Annotated in this window: 17 protein-coding genes; 10 read left to right on the top strand and 7 right to left on the bottom strand. The window is 68.0% G+C overall.

All coding sequences use genetic code 11. From position 1 onward, the window contains the following. Positions 1-97: 97 nt before the first annotated feature. Positions 98-1,387, bottom strand: a complete 1,290-nt coding sequence (locus ACXJKD_RS06360; protein ID WP_457253626.1) for an MFS transporter — start codon at positions 1,385-1,387, stop codon at positions 98-100. 400 nt (positions 1,388-1,787) lie between these two features. Here ACXJKD_RS06360 and ACXJKD_RS06355 point away from each other — a divergent pair, with 400 nt between their 5' ends. Beyond that, entirely contained in the window at positions 1,788-2,525 is a 738-nt protein-coding gene (locus tag ACXJKD_RS06355; RefSeq protein WP_457253625.1) for an SDR family NAD(P)-dependent oxidoreductase, read from the top strand. A gap of 67 nt (positions 2,526-2,592) precedes the next feature. Here the strand turns inward: ACXJKD_RS06355 and ACXJKD_RS06350 are convergent, their stop codons facing one another. Both ACXJKD_RS06350 and ACXJKD_RS06345 read right to left on the bottom strand, forming a co-directional pair. Beyond that, a complete protein-coding gene (locus ACXJKD_RS06350; RefSeq protein WP_457253624.1) occupies positions 2,593-3,246 on the bottom strand; it encodes an SDR family NAD(P)-dependent oxidoreductase in 654 nt (217 codons plus the stop codon). A gap of 91 nt (positions 3,247-3,337) precedes the next feature. Further along, positions 3,338-4,360, bottom strand: coding sequence for a zinc-dependent alcohol dehydrogenase family protein (locus tag ACXJKD_RS06345; RefSeq protein WP_457253623.1), 1,023 nt, complete (start codon positions 4,358-4,360; stop codon positions 3,338-3,340). A 218-nt stretch (positions 4,361-4,578) separates the two neighbouring features. Here ACXJKD_RS06345 and ACXJKD_RS06340 point away from each other — a divergent pair, with 218 nt between their 5' ends. From ACXJKD_RS06340 to ACXJKD_RS06330, 3 genes are all read left to right on the top strand, one after another. Then, positions 4,579-5,493, top strand: coding sequence for a helix-turn-helix transcriptional regulator (locus ACXJKD_RS06340; RefSeq protein WP_457253622.1), 915 nt, complete (start codon positions 4,579-4,581; stop codon positions 5,491-5,493). A gap of 267 nt (positions 5,494-5,760) precedes the next feature. Next, the gene (locus ACXJKD_RS06335; protein ID WP_457253621.1) at positions 5,761-10,488 is read left to right on the top strand and encodes a hypothetical protein; all 4,728 of its coding nucleotides are present in this window, start codon (positions 5,761-5,763) and stop codon (positions 10,486-10,488) included. A 179-nt stretch (positions 10,489-10,667) separates the two neighbouring features. After that, positions 10,668-11,051 (top strand): helix-turn-helix domain-containing protein, encoded by a 384-nt coding sequence (locus ACXJKD_RS06330; protein WP_457253620.1) that lies wholly within the window; start codon positions 10,668-10,670, stop codon positions 11,049-11,051. A 355-nt stretch (positions 11,052-11,406) separates the two neighbouring features. Here the strand turns inward: ACXJKD_RS06330 and ACXJKD_RS06325 are convergent, their stop codons facing one another. Further along, the gene (locus tag ACXJKD_RS06325; protein ID WP_457253619.1) at positions 11,407-11,640 is read right to left on the bottom strand and encodes a hypothetical protein; all 234 of its coding nucleotides are present in this window, start codon (positions 11,638-11,640) and stop codon (positions 11,407-11,409) included. 558 nt (positions 11,641-12,198) lie between these two features. Here ACXJKD_RS06325 and ACXJKD_RS06320 point away from each other — a divergent pair. The 6 genes from ACXJKD_RS06320 to ACXJKD_RS06295 all read left to right on the top strand — a co-directional run bounded on the left by ACXJKD_RS06320 (position 12,199) and on the right by ACXJKD_RS06295 (position 17,749). Continuing rightward, a complete protein-coding gene (locus ACXJKD_RS06320; protein ID WP_457253618.1) occupies positions 12,199-13,302 on the top strand; it encodes a PASTA domain-containing protein in 1,104 nt (367 codons plus the stop codon). Positions 13,303-13,626: 324 nt separating this feature from the next. Further along, complete coding sequence (locus ACXJKD_RS06315; RefSeq protein ID WP_457253617.1) at positions 13,627-14,160, top strand: hypothetical protein; 534 nt, start codon at positions 13,627-13,629, stop codon at positions 14,158-14,160. Positions 14,161-14,615: 455 nt separating this feature from the next. Then, positions 14,616-14,813, top strand: a complete 198-nt coding sequence (locus ACXJKD_RS06310) for a hypothetical protein (RefSeq protein ID WP_457253616.1) — start codon at positions 14,616-14,618, stop codon at positions 14,811-14,813. Between the two features lie 488 nt (positions 14,814-15,301). Further along, the gene (locus ACXJKD_RS06305) at positions 15,302-16,588 is read left to right on the top strand and encodes a DUF4041 domain-containing protein (protein WP_457253615.1); all 1,287 of its coding nucleotides are present in this window, start codon (positions 15,302-15,304) and stop codon (positions 16,586-16,588) included. Between the two features lie 106 nt (positions 16,589-16,694). Then, complete coding sequence (locus ACXJKD_RS06300; protein ID WP_457253614.1) at positions 16,695-17,528, top strand: DUF4839 domain-containing protein; 834 nt, start codon at positions 16,695-16,697, stop codon at positions 17,526-17,528. Further along, a complete protein-coding gene (locus tag ACXJKD_RS06295) occupies positions 17,525-17,749 on the top strand; it encodes an NINE protein (protein WP_457253613.1) in 225 nt (74 codons plus the stop codon). Before ACXJKD_RS06300 ends, ACXJKD_RS06295 begins: the two co-directional genes overlap by 4 nt. A gap of 86 nt (positions 17,750-17,835) precedes the next feature. Here the strand turns inward: ACXJKD_RS06295 and ACXJKD_RS06290 are convergent, their stop codons facing one another. From ACXJKD_RS06290 to ACXJKD_RS06280, 3 genes are all read right to left on the bottom strand, one after another. After that, positions 17,836-18,174 carry a hypothetical protein gene (locus ACXJKD_RS06290; RefSeq protein ID WP_457253612.1) on the bottom strand — a complete coding sequence of 113 codons (339 nt, stop codon included), beginning with the start codon at positions 18,172-18,174 and terminating at the stop codon, positions 17,836-17,838. Positions 18,175-18,373: 199 nt separating this feature from the next. Continuing rightward, positions 18,374-18,793 (bottom strand): hypothetical protein, encoded by a 420-nt coding sequence (locus tag ACXJKD_RS06285; RefSeq protein ID WP_457253611.1) that lies wholly within the window; start codon positions 18,791-18,793, stop codon positions 18,374-18,376. A 334-nt stretch (positions 18,794-19,127) separates the two neighbouring features. After that, on the bottom strand, positions 19,128-19,811 hold the full coding sequence (locus ACXJKD_RS06280) for a hypothetical protein (RefSeq protein ID WP_457253610.1): 684 nt from the start codon (positions 19,809-19,811) through the stop codon (positions 19,128-19,130). Positions 19,812-20,023: the final 212 nt, after the last annotated feature.

The raw sequence follows: 20,023 nt of genomic DNA, 5'->3' as shown, positions 1-20,023 counted from the left end.
ACGCGTGAGGAGGGCTGGCGGCTCAGTGCATCTGGCTCGCTCAGGCGCCGACCGTGGGCGGGTTCACATGGAGTGGTTCGTGGCCGGGTTCGCGGGGTCAGCAGACCGCTTCCAGCTGCACGGCAGGTCGGGGAGCCGGGTGGTTCGGCCGGGCAGGGGTGCCCTGCTGCGGGCGCCTCGTCAGGGCTGCCCAGCTGCCGTCCGGGTGTGCGTGGCGGCGTGCGATGACGGCCAGGGCGACGAGCGGCACCAAGGTGGTGAGCGCGACCACGGCGCCGACCACGGACGGGCCGGTCAGGCCAAGGCCCGTTCCCAGGGCCAGGCCGGCGACCCAGGAGCCGGCGGCGATTCCGACGTTGAACGCGGACGTGCTCAGGGCTGCGGCGAGGGTGGGGGCGTTGCCGGCGAACTGGACGGCCATGGCGGACAGGACTGGGTTGACGGCGAAGCCGGCCAGGCCCATGAGAGCGACGAGAACGACCGCGGCGACGGGCTGGGCTGCGAGGGTGGTGAACAGGACGAGGATGCCGGCGGTGGCGATGGCTCCGGTGATGGTGGTCGTCATCGGGTGCAGGTCGCCGATACGGCCGCCGAACGTGGTTCCTGCGAGGGCGCCAGCTCCGAACCCGACGAGGACGAGCGGGACCAGGCTGCCGGGGATGCCGGTGCGCTCAGTGAGGATGGGGGTGATGTAGCTGTACGTGGCCAGGACGCCGCCCATGATGGCGGCGGACGCGGTCAGCGCGAGCCACAGCCGACCGTTGCGCAGGGCCGTGAGCTCACTGCGGATGCTGGGTGTGGCGGCGTCAGTGTCGTGCGGGATGAACCGGCCGATGACTGCGGCGCCGGCGGTGGCGAGAATGGCCAAAGCCCAGAACGGGCCGCGCCACCCGGTGAGTTGTCCGGCGAACGAACCGATGGGGACACCGATGACGTTGGCGAGGGTGAGACCGCCGATGACGGCGCCGAGCGCTCGGGAACTGTTGGCGGCACCGGCGGCGCGGGTGGCGACGACGGCTGCGACTGACCAGAACGCGCCGGTGGCCAGCGCCGTGAGGACGCGGGCGCCGAGCGCAACCGCGAACGTGGTCGACAGGGCGACGACGACGTGCCCGGCGGCGAACAGCAACAGCGCGAGGGTCAATGTGAGACGTTGCGGCATCCGCAGGGTCGCCACAGCCATGAGTGGTGAGCCGACAATCATGCCGATGGCGAACGCGGTAATGAGCAGGCCGGTGTGCGGGATGGACGAGCCCAGGTCGGCGGCCATCTCGGGCAGGAGCCCGGCGATCATGAACTCGGTCGTTCCCATGAGGAACGTGCCGGCGGCGAGGACGAAGACGACCAGGGGAAGCCTGGCGGTCGAGGGACGAGGTTGCGAAGACATGGGGTTCTTTCTGAGTAGGCGGTGTGGGGGGCGGCCCGGTCGCAGCCGGTGTGAACCACCTCGTCGTAGCTGCCGCACTGGTGACAACCACGCGCGCGTCCATGTCATTGCCTCTCTGAGGGGTTGACCTTGTGGGGGTACCGGTTGTGACTGCCAGCGGTTGATGCGGGCGCCTACCGTGGTCGAGGCGGGCTCGCCCCGCCTGACTTACCGATTCGCCGCGCAGACTCGGGCTTAGCGCCGCTGCTAGTGGCGCGCGCCGACAAGAGGAGACGGACCATGATGACTCGCACCAGTAGCAGCGAGCACGCGCCGACTGCGTGCACCTTCAGTGGTTTCGACGGTGGGTGCACCGTGATCCGTGGCGCCAGCGTCGCGCGGACATGACCAGCGTGCCGACATGACCAAGGTGCTCATTACCGGGTCGGTGGACGGGCTGGGCCGAGCCGCCGCGCAGGCCCTGCTGGAGCGGGGGCATGAAGTCGTCGTCCATGGCCGCACCGAGAAGCGGTTGGACGCGGTGCGTGACCTCCTGGACGCTGGTGCTCACGCCGTCGTTGGGGACCTTGCCGACCTGGACCAGACACACAGTGTTGCCGAGCAGGTCGCGTCGTCGGGAATGGTGGATGCGGTCATCCACAACGCCGGGGTGTACCGCGGGCCAGCCATCATGCCCGTCAACGTGGTTGCTCCGTACGTGCTGACCGCTCTGATGCCGCAGGTTGAACGGCTGGTGTACCTGAGCAGCGGCATGCATCGTGGTGCGAAGGCCGACGTCACCGGCGTCGACTGGACGGGTGCACGGGCCGGTTCGTACTCCGACAGCAAACTGTTCGTGGCGACGCTCGCTGCGGCGGTGGCGCGCCGGTGGCCGGACGTGGTCAGCAACAGTGTCGATCCGGGGTGGGTGCCGACACGCATGGGTGGGCCGGGCGCTCCGGACGACCTGCGGCTCGGGCACTTCACCCAAGAGTGGCTCGCAACAAGCAACGATCGTCAGGCCCTGACCAGTGGCGGGTACTGGTACCACCGGCAGCGTCGTGACCCAGACGCTGCCGTTCATGACGTGCAGTTCCAGGACCAGCTTCTGGCGGCGTTGGCTCAGCACACCGGCGTGGTCGTGCCCGAGCCCACCTGAGGGACACGAACGGCGCGCACGCAGCATGCGGGCTCTTGTCTGTGACTTTGGCCCACCGTGCGCGGGGCTAGCCAGCCGTGTGGCGGAACTGTCCGCGTTCGGTGTGCATCGCCCAGAGCGTGCGCGCCAGGACGTCTGGGCCGTAGGCCGGGTCCCCGTCACGGATAGCGCCGGGCACGATGAGCTGGCCCACGTAGATGCCGTCGTCAGCGAGGACGGTGTGCAGCATCTGCGCGTACGCGCTTTCGCCTGCGAAGGCGATGGATGTGCCGGCGACGGACGCGTTGGGTGCGACGGCGCTCCTGCCGTTGACGAACAGAACGGTGCCCGTCTGAGCTTTTTGCATTGGGCGCAGGACCGTTTGCACGGCGGTGACGGAGCCGGCGACGGAGAACGCGTGGGCGGCGGCCAGGTCCTCCACGGTCGACTCCAGCAGCGGGCGAAGGAACTGTTGGGCGGGGATGGGGCTGTACTGCAGCACCTCGACCGCGCCAAGGTCTGTGGCCGCAGCCTCCAGAGCTGTCTTCAACGCACCGCGGTCACTGACGTCAGCCGCGTACCCCTTGGCGGTGATGCCTTCGTCGGTGAGCTGGTCGGCAAGTGCGGTGACGTGGTTCAGAGAGCGTGAGATGAGGGCAACGTTGTGGTTGTGTGACCCGAACTGGCGGGCGACGGCCGCCCCGAGGCCGGGCCCGGCCCCGACGATGGCGATGGTGCTCATAGTTCTCCTGGTGAGGTTCGTGCGACCTGGTGGGGTCGGCTTCGGAGTTGTCACGTGGCGTCCTGCCGCCTGCGAGTGGCTGGTGGCTGGCTCAGAAGGTGAGCAGCGTCTTGATGGCGCGCCTTTCGTCCATGGCCTTGTAGCCCTCGGCGACCTGCTCGATGGGCAGCTCGAGGTCGAACACCTTGCCCGGGTTGATCTGTCGAGTCCAGATGAGGTCCATGAGCTCGGGCAGGAACCGCCGCACCGGTGCGGGTCCGCCGTGAAGGTGCACCCCGGAGAAGAAGAGTTCGTCCCCGGGCAGCGCGACGTCGTGGGCCACTCCGACGTACCCGACGTGACCGCCGGGACGGGTGGCGCGGATCGCCTGCATCATCGACTCCTGGGTGCCGACCGCTTCGATGACCGACTGGGCACCCAACCCGTTGGTCAGCTCCTTGACCTTGGCGACGCCGTCATCGCCGCGTTCTTCGATGATGTCGGTGGCGCCGAACTCGCGGGCGAGCTTCTGCCGCAGTTCGTGCCGGCTCATTGCGATGATGCGTTCGGCGCCAAGCTGTTTGGCAGCGAGGATTCCGAGAAGGCCGACGGCCCCGTCACCGACGACGGCAACGGTCTTGCCAGGGCCAGCCTCAGCGGCGATGGCAGCGAACCAGCCGGTACCCAGGACGTCGGAGGCGGCCAGGAAACTGGGGATGAGGTCTGCGTCTGGGGTTCCCGGGGTGGCGACGAGGGTGCCGTCCGCATGCGGGACCCGCAGGTACTCGGCCTGCGCGCCGAGCGGCCCGATGAGCTCGGCGTGCACGCACCGGCTCTGGTACCCGGCTTGGCAGATTTCGCAGGTGTTGTCGGAGGCGAAGAACGATCCGACGACGAAGTCGCCGGGCTTGACGGTGATGACCTGGTCACCGACCTGCTCGACGTATCCGGCGTACTCGTGCCCCATTGGCGAAGGGCCGTTGACGTCCTCGATGCCGCGGTAGGGCCACAGGTCTGACCCGCACACGCAGCTGGCGGCGAGGCGGATGATGGCGTCGGTGGGTTCGACGAGCGTGGGGTTGTCTCGCTCTTCGAAGCGGACGTCACCAGGCCCGTGCAGGACTGTGCCTCGCATGTTGTTGTCTCCCTTGGTTGGCTGAACGCTCGGCGCGTGATTGGTGCTGAACCGGCGTCACTAGAGGTGCCGCGAGTGGTCCTTTGCTTGGGCCCGTTGGTTGTCAAAATCACGTGCGCGAACCATGTAACTCCAGCTGTGATGCCGGGGACAGGTTCAGGTTGTAGGGGAACAAACGCGACCCCCCTTGGTCAGGTGTTCAGTCGTACCTTGAGGGGGTGGAGATTCGTGCAGACATTCGTGACTTCCTCACCATCCGCCGGGCCCGCATCACCCCGGAGCAGGCTGGGCTGCCTGCCGGTGGTGGCGTCCGGCGTGTGAAGGGGCTGCGCCGTGAGGAGGTTGCCGTCCTGGCCGGCGTCAGCACCGAGTGGTACACGCGGTTGGAGAAGGGGCACATCGCTGGCGTGTCGGAGGACGTGCTGGATGCGGTGGCACGCGCGTTGCAGCTTGATGATGCAGAGCGGAGCTACCTGTCCGACCTGGCGCAGGCCGCCAAGCCATCCATCAAGGGTGTGCAGCGACGCCGTCGGGGCACCGAGCTCCCCGAGAGTGTGCAATGGATGCTGGACTCGATGACGACGGCGCCGGCGATGGTGCGCAACGGTCGCATGGACATCCTGGCGACGAACATGCTGGGTCGTGCTCTGTACTCGCCGATGTATGCCGGTCGGCAAGGCCCGATGAACATTGCGAGGTTCCAGTTCCTCGACCCGGCAGCACGGAACATGTACCCGGACTGGGACGGGGCGGCCAACACGACGGTTGCTCTGCTGCGCACGGAGGCGGGGCGTGACCCGCATGACAAGGACCTCCGTGAACTCGTTGGTGAGCTGTCCACGGTGAGCAACGAGTTCCGCACTCGGTGGGCTGCCCACAACGTGCGGTTGCATGCCAACGGCGTCAAGACGTTCCGTCATCCTGACATCGGCGCGCTCGAGCTGACGTACCACTCGATGGACCTGCCCACGCGTGACCGGGGGAGCCTGGACCTGACCGTGTACACCGCTCGACCGGGCTCTGGTGCCGAGGACGGGTTGAAGCTGCTGGCCTCATGGGCCGTCACCCACGACGCGCCCCAGGTCGAGGCTGCCGCCACGACGACTTCCAGCCAGGGCGAAGGTCGCCGCTGACCCCCGCTCCGGCCGACCCAGGCAGAGCCTGCTCATCTACACGGCTGAGCCCTCTTCGCCGACAGAGGACGCACTGGCGAGTTGGGCCGCGACGGCCGTCACCCCCGGACTTTGAGGCGCGGCCAGCGCGGGCAATGGGCAGCCTCGTCCGAGTCGCTGGGGCGGCCGTGCCGGGATGCCCTGCCGCGCTCGCGGCCTCCCCGCCAGTGTCCCTGGGCCGCACTACCGTGGTGTCATGACCCGCCAACCCGCAGGCAGCTGCTGACCTTGACGGCCAACACCCGCATCAAGTTCTCTGCCATCCGCGAACATGAGGGCTCCCAGCAGCGCGCGTGGGAGGAGCTCACGTTCATCCTCGCCCCGGATCTGGACGCGTTGCCGGCGGGCACCGTTCTTCGGCGCCACGGCACGCCCGATGGGGGAGTGGAGTTCAGCACGCCCGCACCCGCCGGTCGTGGTGGGGGAACCTGGGCGTGGCAGGCAAAGTACCTGTTCGACTTCACCTCGGGGACTTTCGGCCAGATGCGTCGTAGCCTGCTCGACGCGTTGGACTCCACCCCGGGCCTGACGCGTTACACGTTCATCTTGCCGGCCGACCGGCCCGCTGGGACGACCGGCACCAGCGCGATGAGGAGGTGGGAGGAGCATGTCGCCCGGTGGGTGGGCCTCGCAGCCGAACGGGGCGTGACCCTCGAGGTCGCCTTCCACGGGCACTCGGACGTGATGGCTGCCCTCATGCAACCTCAGCATGCGGGGGCGGTGCGGTACTTCTTCGACTCCACCGTCCTGACCCCCCACGACATGGCCGCGCAGGTTACCCAAGCGGTCGAGGACCTCGGGGACCGGTACGACCCCGTCGTGAACGTCGCAACCGACTTTCCCTCCGTGGTCGGCGCCGCCTGCCTCGACGTTGGCTTCCTGGACGCCGTCGCCAGCCAGCTGACCGCGACCATGGACGCGCTCAGTTCGGCTGCGCGGGCAGTCAGCGCACACCTTGGGTCCACGGGAGTCAGTGCGTGCGGCGTGGCGCTGGACCAGCTGAAGGCGGCCGTGGAGCCTGCCCACGCTGCACTGGAACGAGGCCAAACGGCTGAGGTGGATGCCGTGCTCGTCGCCCTGGCCGCCTGCGCCGAGGCCGTAGACGCCGACGGTCGGGCGGTCCGTCAGCCACCCCGGGCGCCGCTTGGCTCCGACGACGCCCCACCCGACACTCCAGCCAAGGACAGCCCCGCGAAGGAATCAGGGCACGGCGCAACCGACACGAAGAAGCGCGCCACCGATGCGCTCGCCGCCGCGGACTTCGCCGTGGGGGACGCCCAAGACCTGTTGAGGGGTCCTTTGGCGCGTGCTGCCGCGCGCGGTGCACTGCTCGTCGCCGGACCCGCCGGCTGCGGGAAGAGCCACACCTTGGCTGACGTCGCCCGCGACCGGGTCCGCGGCGGCGTCCCGACACTGCTGGTGCTGGGCCAGAACCTCACCCAGAGCGCCTCCCTGGGCGCCGAGCTCGCCACGTCGCTTCAGGTCGGGTTGGACTGGAACGACCTTCTCCCGGCTCTGGACGTGGCGGCCCGCGTGTGCGGCAAGGGTCGAGCGCTGATTGCTGTTGACGCGGTCAACGAAGGGGCCGGCGCCGAGCTGTGGGCCACTCGTGTGGCCGGACTGTTGACCCAGCTCGCGCGGTACCCCATGGTCGCGATGGTGCTGACCGTCCGCGACAGCTACCTCAAGTCCCTGGTGCCCGACCCGGCCGAAGCCACCATGCACCGCTACGACCACCCGGGACTGGCCGGTCACGAGGACGAAGCCGTCCAGCTGTATGCCGCGCACTACCACCTGAGCGTGCCGGACCTGCCCGTGCTCAACCCGGAGTTCACCAACCCGCTGCTGCTGCGCTCGCTCTGCCGAGCCGCGCAAGGTCGCGGCCTGACGGCGCTTCCCAGCACGACCGTTGGCCAAGAGTGGGTGTTCGAGGGCCTCATCGACGCCGTCAACACTCGAATCAGCGCCAAGAGCGCCCTCGACGTCGACGAACACGACCGAGTCGCCCACCGCGCCATCGCCGCACTCGCCGAGATGATGCTGGACGCTAGCACCGAAGAACTCACCTACGACGAGGCCCGCGCCGCCTGCCGCACCGTCCACGACGACCACAGTCAGGCCAGCCGCACCCTGATCGTGGCGCTGGAACGCGAGGGTATTGTCCTTCGGGAACGCCGCCGGGAACGGCCCGGAACCGGCGCTGCAGCACCAGTTGCGACCGAGCGTGTCCGGTTCACCTACCAGCGGATGTCGGACCACGTCCGAGCCCACACCCTGCTCCGCCGCCATTCCGACCCGGCCGACCTGGCAGCCGCGATCACCGCCCTGGTCGCTGAGCACACCTGGCGCCACTCGGGGCTGTTCGAGGCGCTGTCCGTCCTGGTGCCCAACCATCACGGGCGTGAACTGCTCGACCTGGTCGGTGACCAACCGTGGGCAGACGACGCGAGCCACCAGCTCGCCGCCGCCCTGCTGGCCAGCCTGCCGTGGCGCGAGCCCGCCACGATCAACCCGCACACGGTCACCCTAGTCCGTGACCGCGTCGGCAGCGGACACCTGGACGGTTCTGCTTGGCTCTCCGTGCTCCTCAGCCTCGCCTGCGTCCCGCACCACCCGCTGAATATGAACCTCCTTCACGAACGTCTGACCGGCCTGACCCTGGTCGACCGTGACACCACTTGGTCGCTGCCCGTGCTGCGCCTTTGGCGCTCGGGGGAGAACCCCCTCGCCCGGACCCTCGACTGGCTGTGGGGACGCACCGAGCCCGTGGATGACGAGACCGCCGCCCTGGCCGCGCAGTTGATGACGTGGTTGCTGACGTGCACCGCCCGCCGGTTGCGCGACGGCGCGACCAAGGTCTTGGTAGAGCTGAGCAGCGGCCGGACTGACCTGCTGGCCCGGCTGCTTACCGACTTCGCCACGGTGAACGACCCGTACGTCCGGGAGCGACTGCTCGCCGTGAGCCTGGGACACGTCACCCGACTACCCCAAGCCGACCTGAGCGCTCGGGTGCAGGATGAGCTCACCAGTCTGTGTCAGGCGGCGACCGCGTTGGCGGCGAACCCGGCCCACCGCCCGCACCTGCTTGTCTCGCACTACATCACACAGGTGCATGCCGAGACTCGTCGCAGGCTGCCCCACGGTCAGCTCGACCCCTGGACCGAACCACCCACCGTCTGGCCGCCCGACCCGCCCACGCACCAGCAGGTGGCACAGGACCTTGGCCAGCCAGGGGAGAAGTACTTCGCCAGCGCGCCGTTCGGCTACGACTTCGGCGAGTACGTGCTGCGCCGGGGGCTGCGCACGGACTTCGTTCCTCCCGGGCAGCGGGATCTGCAAGTCCGCCGGCGCCGCAACGGTACGCGTCGCCTCCGCACTGCGGTGGAGGCGCTGGTCGTGGCCACCGGCAAGCCGCAGGACGTGATCGAGGGCATCCTCGCGGACAAGACCCGGCCCCTGAGCCTTCGGCGGCTGCGGATGATGATGGACGATGACGCACCATGGCGGGCCCCTGCTCGCTCGCGGTTGGACGCGCTCCGCGACGCCCACCCTGACCTGGTACGCCGTGCGCAGCAGGCGTCGCAGGCCATGGCGTCGACAGACCCGGTCCTCCTCGACGAGGAGGTGCTCGAGCTTGCCGTCATCGGCCGGGTTCTCGAGCTCGGATGGCGCCCGGACTCCCACGACGGCCCAGACCGGCACTTCCCGCACGGACACCGAAGCCGCGAGGACCAGGAAAAGGTTGAGACCATCGGCAAGAAGTACTCGTGGATTGCGTACCACGAGCTCGCCGCCCAGCTGTCACAGCATTGCGACGTGCAACGGTGGACAAGTTCCCCGGTCGAGCGATACGAGTCCGTCTGGCAGCTGTCCCACGGGGCCGACATCGACCCCACCCTCACGCTGCGCGGCGACACGCCGCCGCCCCAGTCGTCAACCGCACGCATGCTGCTCCGCTCCCGCCGCCAAGAGCGAGCACACGCCTGGTGGCTGGAGGGGTTCACCACACCGATGAGACCCGTGCGCGAGACCGAGGATGCGTGGCTGCATTCGGGAACAGACCTGCCCGACCCCGTGGCCCACCTGTCGGTGACCGCCCCGGACGGCACTACGTGGGTGGTTCTGGAGTCCCACGTCGATTGGGAGCAGGACCGTCCCGGAGCCAGCAGCACCCACACGCCGCACCGCCGCGACCTGTGGGTGCGGACGCAGTCGTACCTGACGCCCGCGTCCGCTGCCGACGACTTACGCGCCTGGAGCAAGGGCAAGGACTGGATGGGCCTGTGGATGCCCACACCCCCGCAGTACGGCCCCGGCCACTACCGGCAGTACCCCCACGGGACACCGTGGACATCGTGGGCCACGCAGGTCATGGACGAGAACTCCTACGACGACCGCAAACCACGTGGCGGTGCGACCGGGGCTGGGCAGTACCCGTCAGCCCATGGCTGGCTGCGCCCGAGCACCCACGAGTTCCCCCTGCACCCAGTGGCCCTGGCCACCTTCGGCCGAAACGCCAGCGACAGCTCCGACATGTCCGGCACGGACCTGCCCCACGGGCTGCTTCCCTCGCCCCTGCTGCTGCAGGTACTCCGAGCGAACCATGCGGTGGGCCTTCACCCGGACCATGAACGGCTCGGTCTTGGCAGCGTGGAACGCGAGTACAGCTGGACCAACCCCAACGGACGCCTGGTCATGTTCGGCACGGACGGGTGGGGCCACGACGCGCCCACCGCCCTCTTCGCCCGCGTCGACGCGCTGGAGGAGGGCCTTGCCGCGGCCAAACTGGCGTGGTGGACCTGGATCTTGGGAGAAAAGATCACCTGGGAGGCCGGTGACCCCTCCGGCGACCGGCTGAACATCTTCGGTGCGGCTGGGTTGTCCGATGAGGGCCTGGACTTGTGGTCGTTCGACCATTCGTTTCGCGGACGGGGAGACCCCGGCGACGAGGAGTGAGGTTCTCCGCTACCCGCCCCGGAAGAACGGCCTCAAGCCCCACGACCTACCGACGTCTTCACCTTGCGATCGGCCGGCCCCCGTTCTGGTGACGGCCACGCGCTCGCACGATGACCTTCTGCGCGGGCCACCGGTAGTGGTCTTTCTGGGAAGTCCACCTGGCGTCGTACTGTTCTGCCATGAGCGAGGAGCGCCTGGAGGCGGGCCGGGTCTTGTTGGGTGCCGCACTGCGCCAGCGGCGCCTAGACGCGGGTTTGACCCTCTCGGAGCTGGCTGAGCGGGCCGGCCTGTCCCTGAGCTACTTGTCAGAGGTTGAACGCGGCCGAAAGCTCATGTCCTTGGAGGCGCTTGACGCGTACGCGCTCGCACTAGGGATGTTGGTCGTCGACATCCTGGCGCGGGTCTACCCGTTCGGATTGGGGGAGCGTCCAGCTGAGGTGCAGGTCGTACGTGATGCCAGATTTCGTCACGAGCCGGATGACCAAAACGCCGGCAGCATGACGACCGTGTCGGCTGACGCGACGGCGGGCCCTAGGTGCCGCTCATCCGCACGTCGCACCTAGGTCAGGTGCCTTCAGGGTCGACCGGCCGCGGGGGGCGACCAGGGCGGAAGCGGCAGTCCCCGAAAATGTGCCCCAGACCATTGCACGGCACGATTTGGTGCTGACGATGTCAGTTGGGGAGCGGGGGACCGTACGGAACCAAGGCGCGCGCAAGGCTGCGCGGCAGCTCGCGCCGCGGAGCCTTACGTTGGCGGCGCTTCGCGCCGGGACTTTCGACGCCCGGGGGGGCTGGGATGCGCCAACCCTTACCTCTGTGCGCACGCCGTCAGGACGCACGTACTTGGGTGGGCGGAGGAAGGGCGATAGTCCGCGCCGTCAGGCGCGCCCCGGAAAGGCGCCCTTCGAGGACCATCGGTCACTTCCTGCGAGGGTCCTTCGACAGTTGCGCTACCCGACCCTTCGACAGGTCCGTTGCCTCAGCTATCCGGTCGTACGACCAGCCTTGAGCTCGCAACCGCCGCACCGCGCGCAGTCGCACCAGGGCGATGCGCTCAAGTTCGGCATCCAAGGCCGCGAACATGTCTCCGACCGCGCGAATGATCTCCACGTCCGTGCCTATGCCCTCAAGGCGGGCGGCCTCGGTGCGCATGGACTCTCGCAGCTCGTCCGAGAGAGCCCCTCGGCGGGCCCCGGAGCGGCGCGTGCGAGGTGGCATGACCTCATCCGACTCGGTGTAGAGGTCTATACGCTCGCAGGCGCGAAGGCTGCCGTGTCGTCACACCGCTCCCGTCGGCGTCTGAGCGCCAGTCAGGCGACTTGCTATACGCCGCTAGTTTCGCGGCTTTTTGCTATACGGGCGGCATTCTTGCTATACGGACGTGCTCCGGCTGGGTGATGTGGTGTCGACGTGACACGGGCCGTGGGGGCAGTCCCAGCGGCCGGGTTGTCCTCGGCGACCTCGCCAGTTCGACCTGTCGCTGAGGTCGGCGGGACGACGGCGCCCGAGGCCCTTCGCAGTGACTCGACGAGACCTTGTCGGGCGAGAGCAGCGACAGACCGTCGCGCATGGCCTGGCCGCCGCAGCCGCCCTAGGGGATGTAACACGGCCGACAACCGGCAGAACGTAACGGCTGCGGCGGTCCCCTAGCGAGCGCCTGCTGCACTACGGCAGGGTGGCGACCCAGCCGACATGCCCGTCCCATGTGCCATGTACCTTCTGCCTGCTCCACACGACACCCGCCGGCCTCCTGAGAGAACCGGAACCGGCTCCATGGGAAAGGACAGCGCAACGATGGCGGCCCCCAATAACTCCTCGACGTCCGGATGGTTCACCGCCGCCGCCGTCTGCGCGGCCCTAGCTGCAACGCTGGTCGTCCTGCCATTTGTCGGAGTGTTCTGGGGGGTCCGAGAGCTCATCCGATGGAAGCGCAACGCCGACCTACCCATCAGAGTGGGCCGGCCGTTGGCGGGGACAGCAGCGCTCCTCGCCGGGGCATTGGTCATCACGGCGGGTGTCGCGGCCGCCGTCACCGATGGCCCCAAACAATCCGCTTCGTTCGCCGCCTCAGGCGTCACACCTACGGCCCCCGCGGCACTGCCGACGTACCCGACCCCCGTCCAGGAGCCATCGACCACGACAACGACGACCACGCAGCCGGCCGTCGTTCCGGCCGTGGTGGGCGACCCGTTCGACCAGGCCCAGTCGGTGCTGTACGCGCGCAGCATCCGCTTCTGGCACGAGGACCTGTCCCCGCGCGACCGCAGCGTCTTCCAAGAGAAGAACTGGACGGTGGTGGCCACGGACCCGGCCGTAGGCCAGCCGCTCGCCGCTGGCACGTCCGTGACGCTGTACCTGCTCAAGAACGAGGAAGCAGCCTGGTTCGCCGAGCACCCCAGGATGCCCAAGCTCACCATCGGCCAGGACACGACCAAGGTTGTGCAGCGACACCTGAAGCCGGTCAGGGAGCTGCTTGAGTTCCGGTACGCGAAGGGCGCCGCGCCCAACCACTCGTCGCCGGCCCACGAACGCACACCCAAGGCCGGGCGGGGCTTGGCTGACGAACCAGCGGCGGAACGCGCAGCCCGTGCCGGCCTGGCCGACGCCGGCGAGTACGGCGTCGTGGCAGGGGTCGGCAGCATTCCCCGCGCCAGCAAGGTCTTGCGCCCTGGGCAGCTACTCGTCGTCCTGGTCAAGGACGTGCCCGTCTCGCCTGGGGGCGGCGGCGACGTGCCGTACGTCCCCATTCCTGACGGTGATGACGATGACGACGTGAACGTCCCCGGGTGGCTGTGTCCCACCCGCTTCTGCTGACGCGTTTGGGCGGTGGGCGCCTCAGCCGAACGGACATTTCCGGCGCCATCCCAGGTCCGCGGGTCGGTCCTTGTCTCACTGCTGTGCAAGGGTGCCCGGGCACGTGACGCCCAACGGGGCTCGACGCCTCCGAGTGCGGTCTGCCCCACCAAGAACGGATCTGAACGAAACGCCATGCGAACGCTCATTGCTGCTGCCCTCCTCACTACCTCAGCGGTAGCCCTGACCGCATGCGGCGGGTCTGCCTCCGGGCAGAGCGCCGCGCCCATGCCGTCGGCTAGTTCCACGACAACGACGACGCCGGCCGTCGAGACCGGTCCCGGGGTGACCCTGACCAACCCCAAGGTCATAGGACGGGACAAGGCGGGCGCGTTCGGCGCGGAGAACGTGGACAAGGCGGTCGCGTTGGCGGCCCAGCTGTCCACCGCCGGCTGGATGGGCGCGACCGCGGGCGGCCCCGGGTCGAAAGACCGCTTCGCCATGTACGCCACCGCTGCGGCAAACAAGGCGTACAACGACACCCTTGGACAGGACGGTCCCGGTCTGGCGTACTACGGGCTGAGCGACAGCTCGCCGCATCCGTGGCCGGGCGAGAACGACCGGGTGTCGAACTACGTGGTGACGGTCATCGGTCCGGTCAAGGACAAGGCCACCGGCGCAACCGCGATCCGCCTCAAAGGGGAATGGGACCACGACCTCGACCTTGCCAAGCCGGCGCCAGGAACGACGGCGAAGGTAGGCCACTACCGTAAGCACCAGGTGGACATCATCGACGTCGTCATGCAGGACGGACAGGCGAAGGCGAGTTCGTTCCTCAACGAGAAGTCCGACTCTGGGGTGTACACGCAGAAGCCGTGACGGCCCGCGTCAGCCGTCTGAGTGTGCGCAAGTTGGCTTGTCCGGGAAGCATCTAGGCGGGCCGGCGAGGGCGGACCGGACTGTCCCTCCGTGGTGCGAGACCTTCGGCAGTCGGAGGATCCACCTAGCGTTTCCCTGCGGGCCGGGTCACGACGGAATACGGAGTGCAGGATGCGAGTTGAGCGGGAGTCCAGCCTTGCCCTCCACGTCGCCGGTCGCCGCTTGCACCTCATCGTCGGAGCAGTCCACCCCGACGGCCGCGTCTCGTGCCACCTGCTCGGCGAACCGCCGGCAAACGACGCCTACCTCGCCATGCTCGACCTCACCGGCCACCTCCAACACGTTTGGCCCGTCGACGAGACCCCCTGGTGGCCGGGGTCCTTGACGGGCTCGCCGACGTTGACCCCACCACCTGGCGAACCGGCCTCGCACACGGCCTCCGACGCAGACTCGGTATGCTCTCGACCCTCGACGTGGGTGGCCCGTCAGCCGCTGACGACCAGGCGCACGCACTCGCCCAGACCCGAGCCGAGCTCACCGCGACCGAGTCCGACGACGCCGAGCTACAACCGGTCCTCGCGCGCATGGCACCCACCTGGACCGGCACCGTCGAAGAGCTGCTCGCCGCAGCCCGGGGCGCCGTCGACCTTTGACCGCCCGAAGCATCCCAAGTTCACCCAAATCGCACTCGCGATGCTCGAACGCATGGCATCGTGCAACGGTCACCGCACCCTGAGCCGGGTGCGCGGAGAAGCGCAAGCAGAGGGGTCTCGTGAGCAACGAGCACTGGCAGTACAACTCGCCACCGAACTGGCCGGCGCCCCCGACGGCTGACTGGCGACCAGAACCCGGCTGGACCCCGCACGCCTCTTGGCCGTCACCCCCGGATGGCTGGCAGTTCTGGGTCCCGGCAGACACTCCTATGACCCCTCAGGCAGAGACGCCCCCGGCTCAGGCACCCACCGCCCCTGAAAACTCCGCGCGGGCCTCGGCAACGACACCTCCTCAGGCGACCGCGCCGCCACCGGCGTCATCGCCCTCCGTAGCACCGCAGGCCCGACCCGAGAATGTTCCTACAACTCGTAGCCACATTACAGGCGGCCTCGGGACGCCGGCCGCGGCACCGACCATCGACACCTCGGTGGGGCTGTTCGGTGCGCGGGGCAAGGCCCGCGAGCTGGGCGCTGAAGTCGGACGCCTCACCCGCGCCAACGCCGACCTCACACGGCAGCTCACCGACCTCGGCGCCCTCGACATCGTCGAGCTCGAGCAGCGCCGCGCTCGACTGGCCGCCCAGCTTGAGCAGGACCGGGCGGTCCAACAGTCCGAACTCACGTCCCTTGCATCCCGCAAAGCCGAGCTCTCGGCCGAGCTCGCTGCCATGCAGCAGGGCCTGGTCGTCACCCAGGACCACCTCGTCCTGCAAGAGGTCGGCGTCTACCAGTACACGCACCCCCTCGACGACTCCGTCGCCTACAAAGCCGAGCTCGCCCGCATCACCGACCAGATCAAGGTCATGAACCGCGTCGGCGGCGGCGCCGTCCACGGCAACGAGCACATCACCATGAACGGGTCCATGGTCCAGGGCCGCAAGATGGTCAAGGAGTTCTCCAAGCTGCTGCTGCGCGCCTACAACAACGAGGCAGACAACATCGTCCGCGGCATGCGGCCCTACAAGCTCCAGTCCGGCAAGGACCGCATTACCAAGGCCAAGGGCACGATTGAGCGCCTCGGCCGCGGCATGGAAATCGTCATCGACCCCGGTTACCACCGGCTGCGCATCACCGAGATGGAACTGACCGCCGACTACATCGACAAGGTCGCCGCCGAGAAGGAACGCGACCGCGAAGAGAAGGCCCGGCTGCGCGAGGAACGTCAAGCGCAGCTCGAGTTCCAACGGCAGCGCGAGAAGCTCGAACGCGAACGAACGCACTACGCCAACGCCTTGGCCGCGCTCGAAGCCAAGGGCGATACGGCAGCTGTGGAACGGATGCGCGCCGAGCTCGGCGAGATCGACAGGGCCATCGAGGACGTCGACTATCGCGCCGCGAACATCCGCGCCGGCTACGTCTATGTCATCTCCAACCTCGGCGCGTTCGGCGAACACATGGTCAAGGTCGGCATGACCCGCCGCCTCGAACCCCTTGACCGCATCCGCGAACTGTCCGACGCCTCAGTCCCCTTCAACTTCGATGTCCACGCCATCCACTTCTCCAACGACGCCGTCGGCGTCGAAGCCGAGATGCACCGCCGCCTGGCCGACAAGCGCGTCAACCGGGTCAACCTGCGCCGCGAGTTCTTCTACGCCACCCCTGCCGAGGTCCGCGACCTGCTCGCCGACGTGGCAGGCGACCTTCTTGAGTACACCGAGGACGCCGAGGCGTTTGAGTACCACCAGTCCGTCAACGACGCAGCGAAGATCGACTAGGCCGCTCACATGACGCCGTCTAGCTCTGCCTCGGAGCTGACCCCGTGAGGCATGGTGCGGGCGTGACCGAGTACAGCTCCTTCAACCTCCAGATCGGGAACTGACAGTGAACGAGCACTCTCCGACTGCCCCCGCCATTCCGCTATTCGAGGACCGTGTCGTCAAGGTCGTCCGGGGTCGGGAAGCCAGCACGAAGGCAAAGATGGAGGCCGAGGGCTGGGAGTTCGTCTCGCAGGCCACGGCGACACTGCGCACCGAGATGACCTTCCGGCGAGCGAGGCCGAAGGGCCCACTGGCGTACCTGACCGGCGGTTGGGCGAAGTTCCGGACCCTGCCACCGAAGGTGCAGACCGCCACAGGGGCAGCTGCCGGTCTTGCTGTGGCTGCGCTCATCGTGGCCGTTGCAGTGTCCTCGAACGGAGCCGAAAGCACCCCGACCGCTGGTTCTTCGTCCGCGGCGTCGTCCTCCACCGCCGCGACACCCCCGTCGAACAAGGGCGCGAGCGCGCCAACCACCACGGACACGTCCCCGACGACAACATCCGCAACGGGCAAGCCGATCACCGTGAAGAACAACATGGAGTTCGCCGCCCTGGCCAAAGACGGCGACTACTGCAGCGACCAAATCGCTGCATTCGCGGGTAAGTACGAAGGTCGGACGGTCGAGTTCGACGGCAGCGTCAGCGCAATGAACACGCACGACAACTACAAGTCCCGCTACGACGTCCTCGTCAGCATGGGACCGAAGGGCTCAGAGGCAACCCTTGGCCCAGCCTTCCAGTTCAACAACGTGGGCATAGTCGATCTTCACCTGACCGGTCGCACCCCAAACACTGTCGGCTTGGACGACCGGCTGCATATTGTCGCCGAGGTTGGGGAGTTCAGCGCTCAACACGGATGCCTGTTCCAGCTGAACCCGATCTCCACGGAAGTCCGGTGACTCGGCTCCCGCCGAAGGAACTCGGCATCGCATACGCCCTCATGCTCTTCTCCCTCATCGGGCTGTGCGGCATCCATCACTTCTACCTGGGCAAGGTCGGTCGCGGTCTCCTGTGGCTCCTGACCCTGGGCCTGTTCGGGATTGGGCTGCTCGTGTATGTGTTCACGCTGCCTCAGCAGGTCAAGAACGTGAACGCGCGCCGAGCTGTCGGAATCAGCTAGCTCGCGTTCGGACTCGTGGTGCTGAGGCCGCCGGCGCTTTGCTGGCATCCGCGTGGATCCGCCCAACTGACTGCGCTACACGCATCTCACCGAGCGGCGGCGCGCCCAGCCTTTTGCAGTTCCTCGAGGGTGCCGGCCCATGATGGGGCCAGCCCAGCAAACACCTGACGTTGGAGGTCGTCATCAACGCGGACCGTGAACGCCATCGCCGCGGTGCGAGCGGCTTCGGCTAGTAGCGTTGGGTCGGCACCAGTGCGCTGATCGGCCAAGCGCTTCCATAGTTCGCCGCGTCTTCTCAGACCTACGCCGAGTCCGACCCGCCACAGCGCAGGGTCAACGCTACGCACTCCTTCCAGGACCGTGGTCGCCTCCGCGGGGTTGCCGCTGAGCATCGACGTGAACTGCACCTGGCCGTGCAGGTTCACTCTGCAGACGTACGAATCTGCAGCCGTCGGTTCATCCGGCAGCACGTGACACAGGACGACCCCTCCGCGGTCAGCTGAGCCCACCAAGACGTGCATCGCCCGATCGGCAAGGCGAAGGGTCAGGCATGACTCATCGCTCAGCCGCACGTGCGCTCACCGTCCAGTGCATCGGTGCCCATCCAGGCATTACTCGACCCGCTCAGTCGTGGCCATGTTCGACGGCCCGTCGGGCGATGAGCTCCCGCAAAGCCTCTGCTTGCAACGCCAAGCCGGAGGCGGCCAACGCGTCCGCCGGATGAGGAGGGTCCTGTTCAACGGCCAGGGTGGCAATCCTGGTGCCGAACCGGTCCGACGCTTCGTGAAGTAGTGCCGCCTGTTCAACCAACGATTCGAAGGACGGTGCTGTGGCGAACCTGGCCAAGCTCGAGGCCCCTAGGTGGAGGTCACGTGCCACCGTCGCAATGCGACGAACGGCGGCGGCAGTCCCATCGGTGGGGTACTGGCGCTGCTCGGCCAGGAGGGCGATGTCGTCAGCCAACGCTTCGGCCGAGGTCGCCAGTTCCGCGAGTCGGGCAGGCCATGTGGCTGCTGCCACCCGCGACGTCATGTCCTCGCCCATCTTCGCCTCGATTCACTGGTGTAGACCTCTACACCAGTGAATCAGGTGCATCACTATTTCGCCACAGGCGAAGCATGCGTCGGCCTCCAATGGCGTGGCCGACACTTGTCGGCCACGCGGCGCCACGACCTGGGCCCCCAGCCGCTGGTCCTGCCTACGCCGGTGGGCGAGGACGATCGATCCGACAGCCCGGCGGCGGCACGGGGATTCACTACAGGCCATGCTTACGCGCCTAGGGACGCCAGCGCGAGCAGGGTAACCGGGACCTCGGCCCGAGCAGCGATGTTGTCGGTCGACGCGAAGTCGGCGTTGCGCGGTCGTTCCGGTGATGCTGCTACCGGAACTGGTCGTGGGTCGGTGGGGGCGGAGGTGTCCCTGTGAACTGGGGGCACGGGCAGATGGTGCACTGATGGGCTCGCACGCTCAGACGGCGGCGGGCTCTGTGTCCGCGCCGAGTGTGCTCAACCCAGTCGTGCTGGCAGCCGGTGCACGTGTATCCGACGTAGCCGCCGAGGACGGTGAACGGGCCGGTCGTAGCTTTGCCAAACACGTAACCCACTCCGGGGACCTTGACGAACGGGACGAGCTTGGGGCCGCCGGGCAGTCGGGAGATGAGCGGCTCATCCGCGTAGAACTGGTCAGCCATGATCGGGGACAGTGCGTCGCGTTCGGCGTCGGTGATGGTGGGGGCCTGCCACTTCATTGCCTGCTCGCGTGTTAGGACGTCCTCGGGGACCCGCACCGTGCGCAGGTACAGGAACTGTCCAGCGTCGATCTGAAGGAGCGGACGGGCGCTGTTGACGTCTGCCACCCCGTGCAGCGCCCGGCTGTCGACGCGGTGCGCCGGGACTATACGCGAGACAACCAGGCGTGGAGCGTCCCGGTTCGCCATCACCCCCCACCACTCGATCGTGACCGGTCCCGACCGCTGGTTGAGCACGTGCACGACGTGGCCGGGGTCGCCGACGGCAACGTCCAATGACAGCCGCAAGCCGTAAGGGCTGGTTCGGCTATCCACCCAGCGGTCCTTCAACCATGTCACGGCTGCCACAGTCACAGCGGCAGCGCCCAGCAGTCCGGCGGCCCACGAGACCACCTCGAGAAGCGGATGCCCGTGACCCAACAGTGTTTCACCCCAACCGGTCGCCACCAGGGTGACAGTGTGCCCCAACGGATGCCAGACCTGACCCTTAGGCCGACGGCCTGGGTGGACCTATGACCTGGTAACCG

This window comes from Pedococcus sp. P5_B7 (genome assembly GCF_054049895.1).
The sequence above is the reverse complement of the archived record's forward strand: the minus strand, read 5'-3'. Positions and strand labels throughout refer to the sequence as shown.

What these genes read in the sequence shown, in the direction of transcription:
- ACXJKD_RS06320 (WP_457253618.1), top strand. Translation starts at nt 12,199, where the DNA reads ATGTACCTTCTGCCTGCTCCACACGACACCCGCCGGCCTCCTGAGAGA.
- ACXJKD_RS06345 (WP_457253623.1), bottom strand. Translation starts at nt 4,360, where the DNA reads ATGCGAGGCACAGTCCTGCACGGGCCTGGTGACGTCCGCTTCGAAGAG.
- ACXJKD_RS06330 (WP_457253620.1), top strand. Translation starts at nt 10,668, where the DNA reads ATGAGCGAGGAGCGCCTGGAGGCGGGCCGGGTCTTGTTGGGTGCCGCA.
- ACXJKD_RS06360 (WP_457253626.1), bottom strand. Translation starts at nt 1,387, where the DNA reads ATGTCTTCGCAACCTCGTCCCTCGACCGCCAGGCTTCCCCTGGTCGTC.
- ACXJKD_RS06325 (WP_457253619.1), bottom strand. Translation starts at nt 11,640, where the DNA reads ATGCGCACCGAGGCCGCCCGCCTTGAGGGCATAGGCACGGACGTGGAG.
- ACXJKD_RS06285 (WP_457253611.1), bottom strand. Translation starts at nt 18,793, where the DNA reads ATGGGCGAGGACATGACGTCGCGGGTGGCAGCAGCCACATGGCCTGCC.
- ACXJKD_RS06355 (WP_457253625.1), top strand. Translation starts at nt 1,788, where the DNA reads ATGACCAAGGTGCTCATTACCGGGTCGGTGGACGGGCTGGGCCGAGCC.
- ACXJKD_RS06310 (WP_457253616.1), top strand. Translation starts at nt 14,616, where the DNA reads ATGCTCTCGACCCTCGACGTGGGTGGCCCGTCAGCCGCTGACGACCAG.
- ACXJKD_RS06350 (WP_457253624.1), bottom strand. Translation starts at nt 3,246, where the DNA reads ATGAGCACCATCGCCATCGTCGGGGCCGGGCCCGGCCTCGGGGCGGCC.